This window comes from Streptomyces sp. NPDC058773 (assembly GCF_042746015.1).
Lineage (GTDB): Bacteria > Actinomycetota > Actinomycetes > Streptomycetales > Streptomycetaceae > Streptomyces.
Map to the genome: position 1 here is coordinate 126,735 of NZ_JBHYPE010000011.1, position 16,232 is coordinate 142,966.

At 72.5% G+C, this 16,232-nt stretch carries 9 protein-coding genes; 7 read left to right on the top strand and 2 right to left on the bottom strand.

Features of this window, described 5'->3' with window-relative positions; translation table 11 throughout:
• Positions 1 to 4: 4 nt before the first annotated feature.
• Together ACFW5B_RS12845 and ACFW5B_RS12850 are read right to left on the bottom strand one after the other, a co-directional pair.
• Positions 5 to 6,982, bottom strand: coding sequence for an amino acid adenylation domain-containing protein (locus ACFW5B_RS12845; RefSeq protein ID WP_386437600.1), 6,978 nt, complete (start codon positions 6,980 to 6,982; stop codon positions 5 to 7).
• Positions 6,979 to 8,184, bottom strand: a complete 1,206-nt coding sequence (locus ACFW5B_RS12850) for a KamA family radical SAM protein (RefSeq protein WP_386437603.1) — start codon at positions 8,182 to 8,184, stop codon at positions 6,979 to 6,981. Before ACFW5B_RS12850 ends, ACFW5B_RS12845 begins: the two co-directional genes overlap by 4 nt.
• A 365-nt stretch (positions 8,185 to 8,549) precedes the next feature.
• On the opposite strand from ACFW5B_RS12850, the gene ACFW5B_RS12855 reads away from it, so the two are divergent.
• The 7 genes from ACFW5B_RS12855 to ACFW5B_RS12885 all read left to right on the top strand — a co-directional run bounded on the left by ACFW5B_RS12855 (position 8,550) and on the right by ACFW5B_RS12885 (position 16,138).
• Entirely contained in the window at positions 8,550 to 9,800 is a 1,251-nt protein-coding gene (locus tag ACFW5B_RS12855) for a hypothetical protein (protein ID WP_386437606.1), read from the top strand.
• Positions 9,797 to 11,065: an aconitase/3-isopropylmalate dehydratase large subunit family protein gene (locus ACFW5B_RS12860; protein WP_386437609.1), complete on the top strand. Its 1,269-nt coding sequence runs from the start codon at positions 9,797 to 9,799 to the stop codon at positions 11,063 to 11,065. The genes ACFW5B_RS12855 and ACFW5B_RS12860 overlap by 4 nt, the downstream gene beginning before the upstream one ends.
• A 3-nt stretch (positions 11,066 to 11,068) precedes the next feature.
• A complete protein-coding gene (locus tag ACFW5B_RS12865; protein WP_386437612.1) occupies positions 11,069 to 12,157 on the top strand; it encodes an isocitrate/isopropylmalate dehydrogenase family protein in 1,089 nt (362 codons plus the stop codon).
• The gene (gene speB / locus ACFW5B_RS12870) at positions 12,154 to 13,224 is read left to right on the top strand and encodes an agmatinase (RefSeq protein WP_386437614.1); all 1,071 of its coding nucleotides are present in this window, start codon (positions 12,154 to 12,156) and stop codon (positions 13,222 to 13,224) included. Before ACFW5B_RS12865 ends, speB begins: the two co-directional genes overlap by 4 nt.
• A complete protein-coding gene (locus ACFW5B_RS12875; RefSeq protein WP_386437616.1) occupies positions 13,221 to 13,745 on the top strand; it encodes a hypothetical protein in 525 nt (174 codons plus the stop codon). The genes speB and ACFW5B_RS12875 overlap by 4 nt, the downstream gene beginning before the upstream one ends.
• Complete coding sequence (locus ACFW5B_RS12880) at positions 13,742 to 15,340, top strand: MBL fold metallo-hydrolase (protein ID WP_386437619.1); 1,599 nt, start codon at positions 13,742 to 13,744, stop codon at positions 15,338 to 15,340. The genes ACFW5B_RS12875 and ACFW5B_RS12880 overlap by 4 nt, the downstream gene beginning before the upstream one ends.
• 114 nt (positions 15,341 to 15,454) lie before the next feature.
• Positions 15,455 to 16,138 (top strand): nitroreductase, encoded by a 684-nt coding sequence (locus ACFW5B_RS12885; RefSeq protein ID WP_386437622.1) that lies wholly within the window; start codon positions 15,455 to 15,457, stop codon positions 16,136 to 16,138.
• Positions 16,139 to 16,232 lie beyond the last annotated feature (94 nt).

The window sequence follows — 16,232 nt, forward strand, 5'->3', positions numbered from 1 at the left end:
GCGCTCAGTAGCGCAGCTCGATGGTCAGGGGGGCCGGGGTTGTCGCCGGCCGGGCGCCCACGGCCCGTTCCAGGGGGTCGTCGGCGTGATCGAGGAGCGTCCCCACGATGCGGAGGAAGGCACTCCCGAGTTCGGCGAGGGTGTCGTCGTCGAGGCGGGCCCGCGGCGCCACGATCTCGACGTGCAGGGTGTCCGCCCGCTCGGTGATGTCGAACCACAGCGCGGTGTGGGCGCCGAAGACCACGTCCGTCCGCGGGACATCGGTGGTGTCGCCGGTGGTGCCGGCCCGGGGCTGGAGGGTCAGACCGATGTCGGCGAGCGGCGCGTCGGCGTCCAGTCCCAGCGCCCGGCCGATGTCGCCCGGCGGAATCCGCCGGTGCGCGAGCGCGTCGAGCACCGACCGCCGTACGGAGTCCAGCAGTTCGCGGAACGACTCGCGCGGCGCGAGGTGGTCGCGGACCGCGACGGTGTTGATCAACGGGCCGAGCTGCTCCTCGTGCGCCCGCCCGTCCCGCAGCGACACCGGCGACATCACCACGCAGTCGGTCTGCCGGGTCAGGGCGAAGAGAAACGCCTTGACGACCGCGTGCAGACCGGCGAACAGGGTCGCGCCGGTGTCCGCGCACAGGGCCTGCAACGCGCGGGTCCGGCGGGCGTCCACGGTCACCCAGTGGCGGCGCCCGAGGAAGTCCCGGGGCCCGGACCGGTGGCCGATGCCCAGGGGCGTGAGATCGAGCCGGGAGCGGTCGATCCCGGACAACCGGCCCGTCCACCACGCGAGTTCGGCGCGTCCCTCCGGGCTCTTGAGGTGGTCGAGATGGTGCGCGGCGATATCGCGGAACTGACGCGCCGGACGCCGCGGGCCGCCGTTCCCGGCACGCTGCGCCTCCCTGTCCTGCTGCCACCAACGGGTGAGGACATCGCAGGACATGCCGTCCCACACGATGTGGTGGGCGGTGACCAGGGCGAGGGTCGACGCCTCGGGCCGCCGGACCAGATGCAGCCGGAACAGCGGGCCCGCGGTGAGATCCAGCGGCCGGGCCGCCTCCTCGTCAAGGAGTTTGCGCAGGTCCTCGGCCGAGGGGGAGCGGGACAGGTCGGTCAGCCGCAGCGCGTCCGGATGGCCGTGCGGACGGACCCGCTGCCGGGGGGCCGCGCCCTCCAGCGGGAAGTCGGTGCGCAGGATCTCGAAGGCCTCGACGAGCCCGGTGAACGTCGCCCGGTCGGCCTCGGGGTCCCACGGCGTCCCCAGGTCCAGGACCTCGGGCAGCGCCGCGGGGGTGTCCGCAGCCCGGAACTGGTCGAGCAGCCAGAACTCCGACTGCGCGGGCGACAGCGGGTAGCTGTCGGCGTCCGGGGCCGCGGGGACGGCGCTCGGCCCGGTGGCGGGCCGGTCCTCCGCCGGTGTGCGGCGGGCGTCGATCAGCTCCGCCTGGCGGGCGAGCGTGGCGTACGTCAGCACGTCCTCCAGGCCGAGGACGACGCCCAGTTCCTCCTCCACCCGGGTCACCAGCGCCACGGCCAGCAGGGAATGGCCGCCGACGGTGAAGAAGTTGTCGTCGGGCCCGAGGCCGGACCGGCCGAGCAGCTCGCCCCAGAGCGCCCCCAGCGCGGCCACCGTGCCGGACGCACCGTCCGGGTCTCCCTGGTCCGCTGCCGGCTCCGGCGCGTCCTCGGCAGGCAGCTGCGGAGCGGCTGCGTACCGGGAGCGGAGCGCGTCCAGGTCCGCCTTCCCGTTGTCCGTGGTCGGCCAGTCGTCGACGGTGACGAACGCGGCGGGAATCATGGGCGCGGGCAGCAGCTCCCGCAACCGCTCGCGCAGGGCGGGGAGTTGCTCCCGGTCGCGGTGGCCGACATAGGCCACGACGGCCGGGGCGTCGGCGGGTCCCGTCCGGACGTCGGTCACCGCGTCGCCGGTCAGGAGCCCTGTGCCCAGGATCGCGGAGCGGACCTCTTCGAGCTCCACCCGGTATCCGCGGATCTTGACCTGGCGGTCCCGCCGTCCGACGAACACCAGGTCACCGGAGGGCAGGCGCCGGGCGAGGTCTCCGGAGCGGTACCACCGCCGGGACCGGTGGCCGTCGTGGCCGTCGCCGGGGCCGGCCGGATGCGTCCCGAAGACCCGGGCGGTCTCCTCGGGCCGGCCCAGATAGCCACGGGCCACCGCGGGCCCGCTGATGACGATCTCCCCGACGCCGCCGTCGGGCACCGGCTGTCCGTCCGGGTCCAGCAGTTCCACGCTCATGGTCCCGATCGGGCGGCCGATGTTCTGCGCGTCCGACGGCGCGGGCACTTCGGCGGCGTCGAGCCGTTTGAAGGTGGTGAGGACGGTGGTCTCGGTGATGCCGTAGCCGTTGACCACATCCACTCCGGGCAGGTGTCCGGCGAAGCGCCGGACGGCCCCGGGGTTGATGGGCTCGCCGCCGAAGATCACGTAGCGCAGGGAGGCCGGCGCCAGTTCCGGGCGGCGGTCGATTTCGTCCACCGCGCGCTCGAAGGTGCTGGGGACCTGCGACAGCACGGTCACCCGCTCCCGCACCAGGAGCGGGAGCAGTTGCCGCGGGTCCCGGCGGGTGGCCTCGGGAACGATCACGACCCGGGCGCCGCGGGCGAGCGGCATATGGAGTTCCCAGACGGAGAAGTCGAACGCGAATGAGTGCGTCGACGTCCAGACGTCGTCGTCCCGGAACTCGAACGGCCAGCCGCCGGCCCACAGGAGCGCGACGGCGTTCCGGTGCTCCACCACGACACCCTTGGGCGTTCCGGTGCTGCCCGAGGTGTAGATGACGTACGCGGCGTCCTCCGGGCCGGCGACCGGGGGGAGGTCGGCCGACGCGTCGTCGTCGGACGGTTCGGGTGCGTCATCGAGGGCGAGCACCGGGAGCCCCTCCGCGCCCTCCGCGAACAGGCCGTGCGGGTGCGTGTCGACCACCAGCAGGACCGGCTCGGCGTCGTCGAGCACGGCCCGGCTGCGTGCCCCGGGATGGGTGGGGTCGATGCCGAGGAAGGCGCCGCCCGCCTTGAGGACCGCGAGCTGGATGACCGGCACCCGCTCGGAGCGCTCGACCGCGTAGCTGACGAGCTGTCCGGGCCGTACGCCGAACTCGTCGCGCAGCCGCCGGGCCAGCCGGTTCGCGCGGCCGTTGAGCTCCCCGTAGGTGAGGACCCGGTCCTCGCACACCACCGCGGGGCGCTCGGGGGTGAGCCGGGCGTGCCGCTCCACCGCCGTGTGCAGCAGGGCCGGGGCCGTCGGGGCCTCGAAGGCCGAGCGGGCCACGGTGGCGGCGGTCGCGCCGCCGGACTCCGGGAGGGCGGCGATGAGGCGCGACAGCCCGGTGAGCCACTGCTCGATCGTCGTGCTCGCGAAGAGGTGGGAGTCGTACTCGATCTCGCCGTGCAGTCCGTCCTCGTCCTCGACGAAGGTGACGATCATGTCGAGCTTGCCGGCGCCGCGGTCGACATCGACCCGGCGGGCGCGGGGCTCTCCCCACACGGATTCCGTCCGGGCCCCGGGCGCGTTCTGCAGGACCAGCATCACGTCGAAGAGCGGCGAGCGTCCCGGCTCGCGCACCAGGCCGAGGTCCCGGACGACGAGGTCGAGGGGGTATTCCTCGTGGGCGAACGCGTCCAGGGCGGTCGACCGGGCGTGCGCGAGGAGTTCCTCGGGCGACGCGTCCGGGTCCACGGCCATCCGCAGCGCCACGCTGTTGACGAAGGAGCCGAGGACGTCCTCCAGGTCGAGGTGCGGGCGTCCGGCCACCGGGGTACCGATGACCAGGTCCTGCTGCCCGGTCAGCCGGTGCAGCCACACGGAGGTCGCGGTGAGCAGGGCCATGAACATCGTCGCCCGGTGCTGCCCGGCCCACGACCGCAGCGCGTCGGTGACGGCGGGGTCCAGCGCGAAGCGCTGCACATCGGCCCCGGGCGTCTTCGCGGAGCCCCGCGGGGCGTCCAGCGGGAGGCCGAGGGCCGGCAGCGGTCCGGCCAGCCGCTCGCTCCAGAAGTCGCGCATCCGCTCGCCCGCGGGTCCGGCCAGCCGCGCGTGTTCCCAGGCGGCGTAGTCGCGGTACTGGAGGCGGGCGGGCGGCAGTTCGGCCGGGGCGTCCCCGGCGGCCAGGGCGCGGCACCGGGCGGCCAGTTCGGTGAGCAGGAGGGTCAGCGACCAGGTGTCGCTGATCAGATGGTGGATCACCAGGTACAGCACGGTTCCCCGGTCCGGCGTCTCCTCCGCAGCGGCCGGGGTGATCAGGCCGAGCCGCAGCAGCGGTCCGGCCTCGGTGTCGAACGGCCGCTCGCTCACCGCGCGCAGATGCCGGGACGGATCGGCCGTCGCACCGACCTCCACCGGCACCCAGCCGGGGCGAGGAGGCAGGATGCGCTGGACCAGCTCGCCGTCCTGAAGCGCGAACGTGGTGCGCAGGATCTCGTGCCGGACCGTGAGGTCGTCCAGCGCCGTGCGCAGGACGGCGGGGTCGGGGGTCTCGGCCAGCTCGATGCCGACCGCGATGTTGTACGCCGAAGACGTGGCGTCGCGGCGGCTGGTGAGCCAGTGGCGGAGCTGGCTGTGGGACGCCGGGGCGGTCTCGGCGGGTGGTGTGGGTTCGAGCCGGGCGACCCGGCACGAGGCGTGGTCACAGCCCTGGATCACACCGGCCTGGGCACGGAGCGTGGGGTGCGCGAAGATGGTGATCACGTCCAGCCGGCCGCACAGGCCCGCCGCCGCACGGGTGGCCACACGCGCGGCGTCCAGCGAGGTGGCGCCCCGCGCGATCAGGTCCTCGTCCGGGCCGATCGCCGCACCGTTCAGCACGTCGCGCCACAGGGCGGCGAGGGTGTCCTCGACCGGCCCGGAGGGGGAGTTGAGCGGCTCGGCCGACGAACCGTCCGGAAGTGGCGGGGGTGCCGGAGACGCCGGCGGCGCCGTCGGAAGGGCCTTGACGTCGATCTTGTCGTGCACGGTCCGCGGGAAGGCGTCCAGGACATGGACGACCTCGGGGACCATGGTGGACGGCAGCAACTCCCCCAGGTGCGACCGCAGTTCGTGCGGATCGGGCCGGTCGGAGGACGCGTCGTGGGTCACCCAGGCGATCAGCCGCTCGCCGCCCTCCGCTGCCGACGGGCCACCGCCCACGGTGCGGACGAGGGCGTCGTCCACGCCGGGATGGCGGCGCAGCACGGCCTCGATCTCGGCGGGGGCGATCCGCTGGCCACGGACCGACAGCTCGTCATCGAGCCGCCCCAGGAACTCCAGGTTCCCGTCGGCGCGCCACCGGACCCGGTCCCCGCTGTGGTAGAGCAACTCCGTCCCCGCGACCGGGCGCCGCACAAAGCGTTCCTCGGTCAGCTCGGCGTCGTTGAGGTACCCGGCGGCGAGGCAGCGGCCGCGGACGAAGAGCTCGCCCGGCACCCCGAGCGGTGTGAACCGGCCGTGGCGGTCGAGCACGGCGATCCCGACCCCCGGGATCGGCCGGCCGACGGGCACCGGCTCACCGACCGGTCCGGCCGCCGAGCAGTCGAACGAGGTGACATCGACGCAGACCTCGGTCGCGCCCCATCCGTTGAGCAGATGGGCGTCCCCGCGGCTGCCGACGACCTCCTCGAACAGTTCGGCCAGCCAGGGGTGCAGGGACTCCGCCCCGGCCAGCACCCAGCGCAGCGACGACACCGAGGAGTGGAGCCCGAGCGCGGCCACATGCTCCAGCAGACTGCGCAGGGGGGACGGCACCAGGTCGACGACGGTGACGCGTTGGCGCTCGATGGCGTCGAGCACCCGCGCCGGGTCCCGTTCGTGGCCGGTGGGCAGGAACCAGACCCGCCCCCCGACCGGCAGCAGCCGGAACATCTCGCAGACGGCGGGGTCGAACGACAGCGCCGTCCGCCCGAGCGACACATCGTCCGGGCCGAGGCCGAGGTGGTCGATGAGCCACTGCTGACGGTTGACGAACGACCCGTGGCGGACCAGGACGCCCTTCGGCTCGCCCCGGGAGCCGGAGGTGAACATCAAGTACGCGAGATCGTCGCCGTACAGCCGCGGGAGGTCCCCGTTCGCCTCGGCCGGCCCCAGGTCTTCGAGGACGAGGGCGGTGCGGTCCGCCGTGAGCGCGGCCCGCCCGGCCCGGGTGGTGACGACCAGCCGCACCCCGGCCGCCGCGAGGAGCTGTTCCCGTCGGGCCGCCGGCAGGCTCGGGTCGAGCAGGAAGAACGCGCCGCCCGCGCTGAGCACCCCGAGGGCCGCGGTGAGCACCGCGCACGACCGCTCGGCGACCACGGCCACGATCTCGCCCCGCGCGACATCCTGGGCCAGCAGGGCCCCGGCCACGCGCTCGGAGCGCTCCACGAGTTCCCCGTAGGTGAGGCTCTCCGCCGCGCAGGCCGCCGCGAGCCGCTCCGGGTGCCGGCGGGCCGCGGTCCGTATGAGCTCGTGGATCGTGGTCTCCGCCGGTACCGAGGACGGCTCACCCGTGAGCCACTGCCGCTGGACATCGGCGTCGGCGGGGGAGAGCACGGGGAGCGCGGCCAGCTCCTGCCCGGGGTCGGCCGTCCCGGCGGCGAGTACACGGGCGACCGCCTCGCGGAGCACGGGAGCGGAGGCGTGCGGGTGCTGGAGCTCGACCGCGGGACCGGCGTCGTGCCGCAGAGTGAACGCCCCCTGGGCGGCGGGCCGGGAGCCCGGGTCGAGGGCGTCGGTGCCGGCGAGCCGGACGGTCCAGCGGCCCGTGGGCCGCTGGACCGGGAGCTGGTCGGCGACGGCGGAGCGCAGCTGCGCGAAGGTGGACGAGGGGGAGCAGTCCACGACGACGCGGTGCACCGGTGCGGTCCCGGGCTCCGTGTCCGCCGCCGGGGTGACGGTTACGTCCACCACCAACTGGTCCTGGTTCCCGTACCGTTCGAGCACCACCAGGGTGGCCGCGAGCACCGCGTCGACGGAGTGCCGGGCCCCGTCGTCGCGCGCCTGGAGGGGAGCGGAGTGCACCGAGCTCATACCTCGAAGCCCTCCGCGTCGCCGTCCGGCGTCTGCGGGGCGGACAGCCGGTCCGACACCGTGGGGACGTCGGTGTCCGCGCGGTGCGGCTTCGGCCCGCGCAGCGGCGGAGTCGTGCCCGACCGGTACCCCGACGGTCCGTGGTACTCGGAGACCTCGCCGGCCCAGTTGCGCAGGACCGCCCGCTCCGGTGACAGGCTGAGCAGATAGTTCGGACCCACCGGGATCTTGCCGCCGCCACCGGGGCTGTCGACCACATAGGTCGGGACCGCGAAGCCGCTGATGTGGCCGCGCAGACCTTCGATGATCTCGATGCCCTTGGTGACGCTCGTCCGGAAGTGCCCCGCACCCCGCACCGAGTCGCACTGGTACAGGTAGTAGGGACGTACACGCATCCGGACGAGTTCGGTGCACAGCCGGCGCTGCACCTCGACGCTGTCGTTGATCCCCGCGAGCAGCACCGTCTGCGCGCCCAGGGGCACACCGGCGCCGAGCAGGCGGCCGCAGGCACGGGCCAGTTCGGGGGTGAGCTCGTACGGGTGGTTGACGTGGATGTTCAACCAGACCGGGTGATTCTCCTTGAGGAGTTCACACAGGTCGTCGTCCACGACAAAGGGGTTGAACACCGGGGCGCGGGTGCCCACCCGGATGATCTCGACATGCGGAATCGCACGGAGTTCGGTGATGATTTCGGCCAGCCGGTTCCGCGCCATGGACAGTGGATCTCCGCCGGTGATCAGCACATCGCGCACCTGCGGCGAGTCCCGGATATAACGGAGTTGTTCCGCCCAGTCCGAGTGGCTGTAGTTCTGCTTCCCGTCGCCGACAAACCGGCTCCGGGTGCAGTACCGGCAGTACGACGTGCAGGAACTCGTCACCAGCATCACCAGCCGGTCGGGATATTTGTGAATGATCCCGCGCACCGGCTCGTGTTCGACTTCCGAGTTCGCGTCGGGAAGCCTTCCGTCGAAGGCCTCCATTTCCCGTGAGCTGGGGATGACCTGGCGCCGCAGCGGGCAGTTCGGGTCGTCCCCGTCGAGGAGGCTGAGGAAGTACGGGGTGATGTCGACGCGGAACAGGTCGTCCCCGCCGAGCGCCACCTCCTCGTCCTCGGTGAGCTTGATGACCTCACGCAACTGCGATGGGCGCCGCAGCCGGTGTGTCATCTGCCATCGCGGATCGCTCCACTCGGCCTCGGACACGTTCTCCCATCGAGGGTGGCGCGCGCTCGCTCCGCTTTCAATGCCGATTGACACCTGAAACCTCCGGCTGGATCCGGACGAGATTGCTGGCAAAGGGGACTGACGGATGATCACTTGCCGTCCCGAACTCCACCAGAACACAGTCCCGATGGCGATTCAAGAGAGGCCGGATTTTCCTTCAGATGGCTCGCTGGCTATCTTTCAGGTCGCGTTTAGACCGTGTTTAGGTCCGCCTTTAGGTGCCCCTTGGAACCCTGGTGCGGCGGCGGTCCGGTCTGGTACACAATTCCTGCCCGTTGCTTTTCCTTACCGGCCGTAACGGTTCCGGTCGGGCTGTTTTTCCGGTCTCGATCAGAGGTGGAGTGATGTCTGGGAGTATCGAGGAATTGTTCACCTGGAATCCGCGTTCACGCGGACTTGACCACGTCGGGATCGAGGACGACAGCCTGCGGGACGGATTACAGGGCGCTTTTGTGCGCCACCCCTCCCTGGAAGTGAAGAAGTCGCTCGTCGAATCCTCCGCGGCGATCGGTGTCGAGGCGGCCATGCTCGGCTTTCCGTCGAGCTCGCCGGGCGCGCACGCGGAGGCGGCCGAACTCATCGACCACCTCGACCGCCGCGGCATCCCGCTCGTTCCGCGCTTCCTGGCGCTGGCCGACCCGGCGAGCATCGCACCCATCACCCAACTCAACCGGAACACCGACCGGGACGTATGGGCGGACTTCTTCGTCGGGTGCAGCCCGCTGCGGCGCAGGGTCGAGGGCTGGACCCTCGACAGCGTTCTCGAACGCATCACGGCCGCGGGGACGGCCGCCCGCGACGGCGGCACGAGGTTCGGCGTCAGCCTTGAGGACGCCACCCGCACCCCGGCCGAGGAGCTCGACCGGATGGTCCACGCGGCGGTCGGTGTCGGCGCGGAGGTACTCACCGTCTGCGACACGGTCGGGGAGTCCACGCCCGAGGGCGCCGCGCACATCGTGCGGGCGGTGCGGGAGTCCGTGCGGCGCGCGGTGGCCGGTCTCCCGACCGCTGGCCGCGGCGCCGACGTGAAGATCTGGTGGCACGGCCACGACGACCGCGGGCTCGCGGTGGCGAACGCGATCGCCGCCGCCGAGGCCGGGGCCGACACCCTCAGCGGCGCGTTCCTCGGCCTGGGGGAGCGGGCGGGCAACACCGCGCTCGAATCGGTCCTGATGTACCTCTACCAGGCCGGACACCAGGGCTACCGGATGGACCGGGTCGTCGAGCACTGCCGCCGGCTCGCCGAGGCGACGGGCTCCCCGGTGCGCCGCAACGCCCCCCTGATCGGCGATCAGGCCTTCGCCACCTGTACGGGGACACATGTCGCGGCCCTGGTGAAGGCCCGGCGCTGGGGGCGGGAGGCGGAGGACCTGGTGTTCTCCAGCGTGCCCGCCGCCGCGCTCGGGCGGACGCAGACGATCATGGTCGGCCCGACGAGCGGCCGCGCCGCCGCCCGCGAGGCGCTCGCCTCGGTCGGGGCCCCGGCCGATGACGGGAACGTCGACGCGGTGCTGGCACGGGCGCGGACGCGCGACCGCTGGCTCGAACCGTCGGAGATACGTGAACTGCTCGACGTCAGGAGTGCCTCGGCATGATTCCGCAGACCATGACCGAGAAGATCCTCGCCCGTGCCGCCGGCCGGGACCATGTGGTCCCCGGGGAGATCGTCGAGGTCGGTATCGACATGGCGTTCACCCACGACCCGGTGTGCGAGGGGCTCCGCCGGGAGTTCCGCGCCGCGTTCGGCCCGGACGCGAAGGTGTGGGACCCCGACCGGATCGCCCTCTTCGAGGATCATCTGGTGCCGGCCAAGGACGCCGAGTCGCGCCGACTCGCCGCCGGAATGGCCCGGTTCGCCACCGAACAGGGCATCACCCACCACTACCCGTACGGCGAGAACTACGGCATCTGCCACGTGATGATGTGTGAGGAGGGGCTCGTCCAGCCCGGGACGGTGGTGCTCGGCACCGACTCGCACTCGGTCACCTACGGGGCGTTCAACGCCTTCGGCTCCGGCGTCGGCATGATCGACATGGTGAACGCCTTCTACACCGGCGATCTGTGGTTCCGGGTCCCGGAGACCATCGAGGTCCGGATCGAGGGCGAACTCGCGCCGGGCGTCCTGGCGAAGGACGTGATCCTGACCCTCATCGGCGACCTCGGCATGGGCGGCGCCTCGGGCCGGTCGATCGAGTTCACCGGCTCCACGATCGACGCGATGTCGGTCGAGGAGCGGATGACGCTGTGCAACATGGTCGTGGAGGCCGGGGCGGTCAACGGGATCATGGCCCTGTCGCCCGCCGCCGCGGACTACCTGGCCGCCCGCCCGCGGACCGTCCCGTACGAGCCGGTGACCAGCGACCGCGGTGCCACCGTCGCCCGGCGGCTGGAGTACCGCGCCGAGAAGCTGCGCCCCGCCGTGGCCTATCCGCACCGGCCGGACAATGTGCACTCGATCGACGAGGCGATGGCCGACCGCATCGGGGTGGACCAGGTCTACATCGGGTCCTGCACCGGAGCGAAGTACGACGACATCGAGATAGCCGCCGCCGAACTGGCCGGCAAGCACGTGGCGCCCGGCGTCCGGCTCATGATCGTGCCGGCCACCATGGGGATCTACCGCCGCCTGATCGTTTCCGGCACGATGTCGACGCTCCTCGCCGCCGGCGCCGTCGTCGAATCGCCCGGCTGCAAGGCCTGCTACGGCGCGCACGGCGGGGTCGTCGGGGACGGCGAGGTCTGCCTCTCGACGACGAACCGCAACTTCCGGGGACGCATGGGCAATCCCGAGTCGTCCGTCTATCTGGCCTCGCCGGTCGTGGCCGCGCGCAGCGCGCTCGCCGGCCGGATCACGGAGTAGCCGATGACCTCAGCAACGGTACCGACGGTGCTCGTCCTTCCCGGCGAAGGGATCGGGCCCGAGGTCGTGGGCGCCGCGCGCCAGGTCCTCGAACACGTCCTGGACCGCGCCGGACTGGACGCCACCCTCCGCGAACACACCGTGGGGCTCCCGGCGTACGAACGCACCGGACAGTGGCTGCCCGACCCGGTGCGCGACGACATCGACCAGGTCGCGCAGTCGCCGCGCGGCGCGGTCCTGTTCGGTGCGTCGGCCGACGAGCCGATCGGCGAACTGCGCAGCCGCTACGACCTGTTCGCCAACCTTCGTCCGGCCCGCCCGCTGCGGGCGCTGCGCGAGATCTCCCCCCTCCGGCCGGAGCGCCTCGACGGCGTCGACCTGCTGCTCGTACGCGAACTCGTGTCGGACGTCTACTACGGCCGGCGCCGGACGGGGGTCGACGCGGGACAGCGGTGGGCCGGGCAGGAGATGTACTACCGGGAGGACGAGATCCGCCGCATCGTGCGGTGCGCCCTCCGGCACGCCGAGACGCGGCGCGGCCGCCTCACCCTGGTCCACAAGGCGAACGCCATCCCCGACGTCTTCGGGCTGTGGCTGGACGTCCTCGCCGAGGAGGCACCGGCCCACCCGCACGTCGAGGTCCAGGACATGTACGCCGACACGATGGCGATGCAGATGGTCCTGCGCCCGGCCGACTTCGACGTCGTCGTGACCAGCAACCTGCTGGGCGACGTGCTTTCCGAGATCACCGGCGCGGTGTGCGGCTCGCTGGGGCTGCTCCCCTCGGCCACCCTGAGCCCCACCGGATTCGCGCTGTACGAGCCGGTCGGCGGCACGGCCCCCGACATCGCCGGCACCGGACGCGCCAACCCGCTCGGCACCATCGGCTCCGTGGAGCTGATGCTGCGTCACACCTTCGACGCCCCACGCTGGGCGGACTGCCTGGCCCGCGCCGTCGAGCGGGCGGTCGAGTCGTGGCGCACCCCCGACATCGCCGGCCCGGGGAAGCCGCCCTGCACCACCGACGAGATGGCCACCGCGGTCCGTGAAGCGTTCGACGCCGTGGTGGCGGAGGAGGAAACCCAGCGATGACCCCAGCCACGCCCGGTGCGCCGGGCGGACCCGCCGACCACGCACCACCGCAGGACTACGACGACGCGGTGCGCCAGGCCGACTACCGCGGGGTGTTCGGCCCGGAGGCGTCGTTCCTCGGACTGCCGCGGTGCGAACAGAGCCCCGCCGGGTACGCGGGCGCCGATGTCGTGATCCTCGGCGCGCCCTTCGACGGCACCACGTCGCACCGGCCCGGAACCCGCTTCGGCCCCCAGGCCATCCGCCGGACCGACTACCTGCCGCACGTCCCGTACCGGCCCCATCTGAGCCTCGGTGTCGACCCGTTCAGCGAACTCAGGATCGTGGACGCCGGGGACGTACCCACCCCGCCGGGCGAGACCGAGCGGGCCCACCAGCTCCTCGAAGACGCCGTGAGCGAGATCGTGGCCGCCGGTGCCATCCCGTTCACCCTGGGCGGGGACCACAGCATCGCCTGGCCGACGATGCGCGGAATCGCCGGGCGGCGCGGCGCCGGGACCTTCTCGGTGGTCCACTTCGACGCCCACGCCGACATCGGGGACACCAGCGACTTCGGCGCGAAGTTCGGACACGGCACCGTCATGCGCCGGCTCCTGGAGTCCGGCACCGTGCCCGGCGACCGCTTCGTCCAGATGGGGCTGCGCGGCTACTGGCCCGGACCGCGCACCCTCCAGTGGGCGGCCGGACTCGGCGTACGGTCGGTCACGATGTCGGAGCTGCGCTCCCGCGGGCTCGACACCTGCCTGGACGAGGTCCTCGAAGAGCTCGGGCCCGACCCGATGTATCTCACCGTCGACGTCGATGTCGTCGACCCGGGCATGGCCCCGGCCACGGGAACGCCCGAGCCCGGCGGGCTGACCAGTCGTGAACTGCTCGACGCCGTACGGACCTGCGCCCAGCGGATGGACCTCGTCGGCGCGGAGATCGTCGAACTCTCGCCGCCCTACGACGGGCCGGGGGAGATCACGGCCTATCTCGCGAACCGGATCGTGCTGGAAGTGCTGTCGGGGATGGCGTGGAAGCGCCGCGCCGCCTCGTCGGCCGAGAACGGAGGGCTGCCCTCGTGATAATCAGTGGCCTCGCCTACGGGGTGGGGGACTTCGTGGACACCGACGTGATGAGTCCGGGCCGTTTCGAGCCCTATGAGGGGCCGGAACAGCTCGCGCGGATCGCGCTGTGCGACTACCCGGCCAAGACGCCGTTCGTCGACCCGGAGACCGGCACCTCGCCGTTCAAAGTGATCTTCGCCGGAACGGAGTTCGGCTGCGGATCCAGCCGGGAGACCGCACCGCAGGCACTGCACCACGCCGGGGCCCGGGTGGTGATCGCCAAGTCCTTCGGGAACATCTTCTTCCGCAACTGCGTGAACATGGGCCTGCTGCTTCCCGTCGTCGGCGACCACGGCTTCGACGAGTCCGTCACCGGCGAGCCGGTCAGCGTGGACGTCGCCCGCCGGGTCGTGACCTGTGGGGACCTTCAGATGGAGTTCGCCGACCTCGGCCCCCTGCAGGGCATCGTGGACCGCGGCGGCCTCACCCCGTACACCCTCGACCGCGTCCGGTCCGGACAGGGAAGGCGCGTCCGATGAACGCAACCCCGCACAGCACCCAGCCCGTCGCACTGCGCTCCGATGTCGCGGTCGAGCCGCTGATCGACAACTGGTACGCCTGGTCGCACCTCCTCTCGCCGGGGACGCTCGCGCGCAACATGGCCCGCCGGCATCTGCCGATCATGACGTCGTATCTGGAGTCACCGGCGGTGCACCAACGGTCCTCCCGGACACCGGCGTTGGCGGGCGGACCGTTCATGGACCTCGGCGAGGACCGCTCGGCGGACATCGAGGCCCTGATCGAGACCACCCGGCGGCGCGCCGCGCGGCTGCTCGAATTCGACACCGCGGTCGACGCCCTCCAGGAGCTGCTCGCGAAGGCCGGACCGGGAGTGCCGCTCGAAGGGCTCTACCCCCTGGTGCCGGAGCCGCTGCAGGGCTATGTCGAGCTGGTTTACGACCTCCAGGACAACGCCTCGTTCCGGCTGATCGAGTCGCTGCTGTACCGCGGCGACTACGGGTCGGCCGACGGTCAGTCGCTCGCGCTGGAACCCCTCCGGGCCGACCGCCGCCCCTTCGCCCTCTCCACCCCGCGCCTCGAAACCGACGAGCGGACCGTGCTGCCGGTGCCCTTCCACCACCCCGGCGTCGACGTGATGTTCTCGACGCTGCGCACTCCGAGGCCGTTCGGCGAGGTCGCGGAGGCCCTGGAGGTCACGCCCGACGCGGCGGGGAAACTGGCGCGCTACTTCACCGCGGCCGGGGCCCCCGTGCGCCGGGAGCCCGTCAAGGAGCCGCGCATCCGCTACCTCGGACACGCCTGCGTCCTCGCCGAGAACGAGCGGGGCGCGGTCCTGGTGGACCCGCTGCTGCCGCCCGCCTTCCCCGGCGCCGGACCCCGTACCACCGACGCCGACCTGCCCGACTACATCGACCACGTCCTCATCACGCACGGCCACCAGGACCATCTGGTGCTGGAGTCGCTGCTGCGCCTGCGCACCCGGATCGGGACGGTCGTGGTGCCCCGGTCGGACAACGGGTCGCTCCAGGACCCGTCGCTGCGGCTGGCGCTGGAGGCCGCGGGCTTCCCGCGGGTGGTCGAGCTCGCGGAACTGCAGGAGATCGAGACGGCGATGGGCCGGATCACCGCCGTGCCCTTCTTCGGTGAGCACGGCGACCTCGCCATCTCCAAGTCCGCCTGGCTGCTGGAGACCGACGGGCGGACCGTGCTGTTCGCCGCCGACACCTCCACGGTGGACCCCGCGGCGTACGCACACGTACGGCGGGCCATCGGCAAGGTCGATGTGCTCCTCCTGGGCATGGAGTGCGAGGGCGCCCCGCTGACCTGGCTCTACGGGCCCCTGTTCACCAATGAGCCGGCCCGTGAGGTCGCGGTGCGACGGCGTCTGAACGGCAATGACGACATCGGCGCCATGGCCCTCGCCGAGGCGCTGGGATGCAGTCGGGCCTATGTGTACGCCATGGGGCACGAGCCGTGGGTGTGGTATCTGACGACCACCACGTTCGATGCGAACGCGGCGCCGGTGCAGGCGGCCGAGCGGTTCGTGGCGGCGTGCCGTGGCCGGGGGATCGAGGCGCAGCGCCTGCACGGTTCGTGCGACCTGGCGTTGTGACGGGGCGCCCCTTCTCCCGGCCCGCCGGCGTGCCGCGCCGGTGAAACGGACCGTGCCCGGCCCGGATCGTCGCCGCGACCGATCCGTGGCAGGCACCCACCGAAAGGAGTGGTCGTGACCTCTCTGCAGACCTCGCTGGAGCCGGTGATGGCCGAGCGACTCATCCGCGGCCGGCGCGCGGTCCGTGCCTACCGGCCCGACCCGGTACCCGACACCGTGATCGCCGAGGTGTTCGCCCTGGCGGCCGCGGCCCCGTCGCACTCGAACACCCAGCCCTGGTCGGTCGACGTGGTCAGCGCCGGGGCCCGGCAACGGCTCGGCGAGGCACTGGTCCACGCCGCCGAATCGGGGAAGCCCAGCCCCGATTTCCCGCTGCGCCCGTACACCGGGACGGCCGCGGAACGCAGCTTCGCGGCCGGGGCGCTCACCCACGAGGCCCTGGGAGTGGCGCGTGACGACCGTGCCGCGCGGCGACGGGCGTTCCTCGCGGGGCTGCGCTTCTACGGCGCGCCGCATGTGGCGCTGCTCTCGGTCCCCGCCGACGCGGACGAGCGCATGACGGCCGACCTCGGCATCTACGCACAGACCCTGATGCTCGCCATGACGGCGCACGGCATCGCCAGCTGCCCGCAGGGCGTGCTCGGGTTCTACGCCGACGCCGTCCGCTCGGTCCTCGGACCCTCGACGGACAAGCTGCTGTTCGGCATCTCCTTCGGCTACCCCGAGCCCGGGGCGATGGCCGCCATGCCGGACGTGCCGCGCGCACCGCTGGCGGAGACCACCCGCTTCCACGCGTGAGGAACAGGGCCGGGGGGCGGGGGCGCGGGGGGGGCCCCCCACCCCGCCCCCGGGCCGCCCCCCGCTCCCGTTTGCCGGAGGCTGTCGTCTAGGC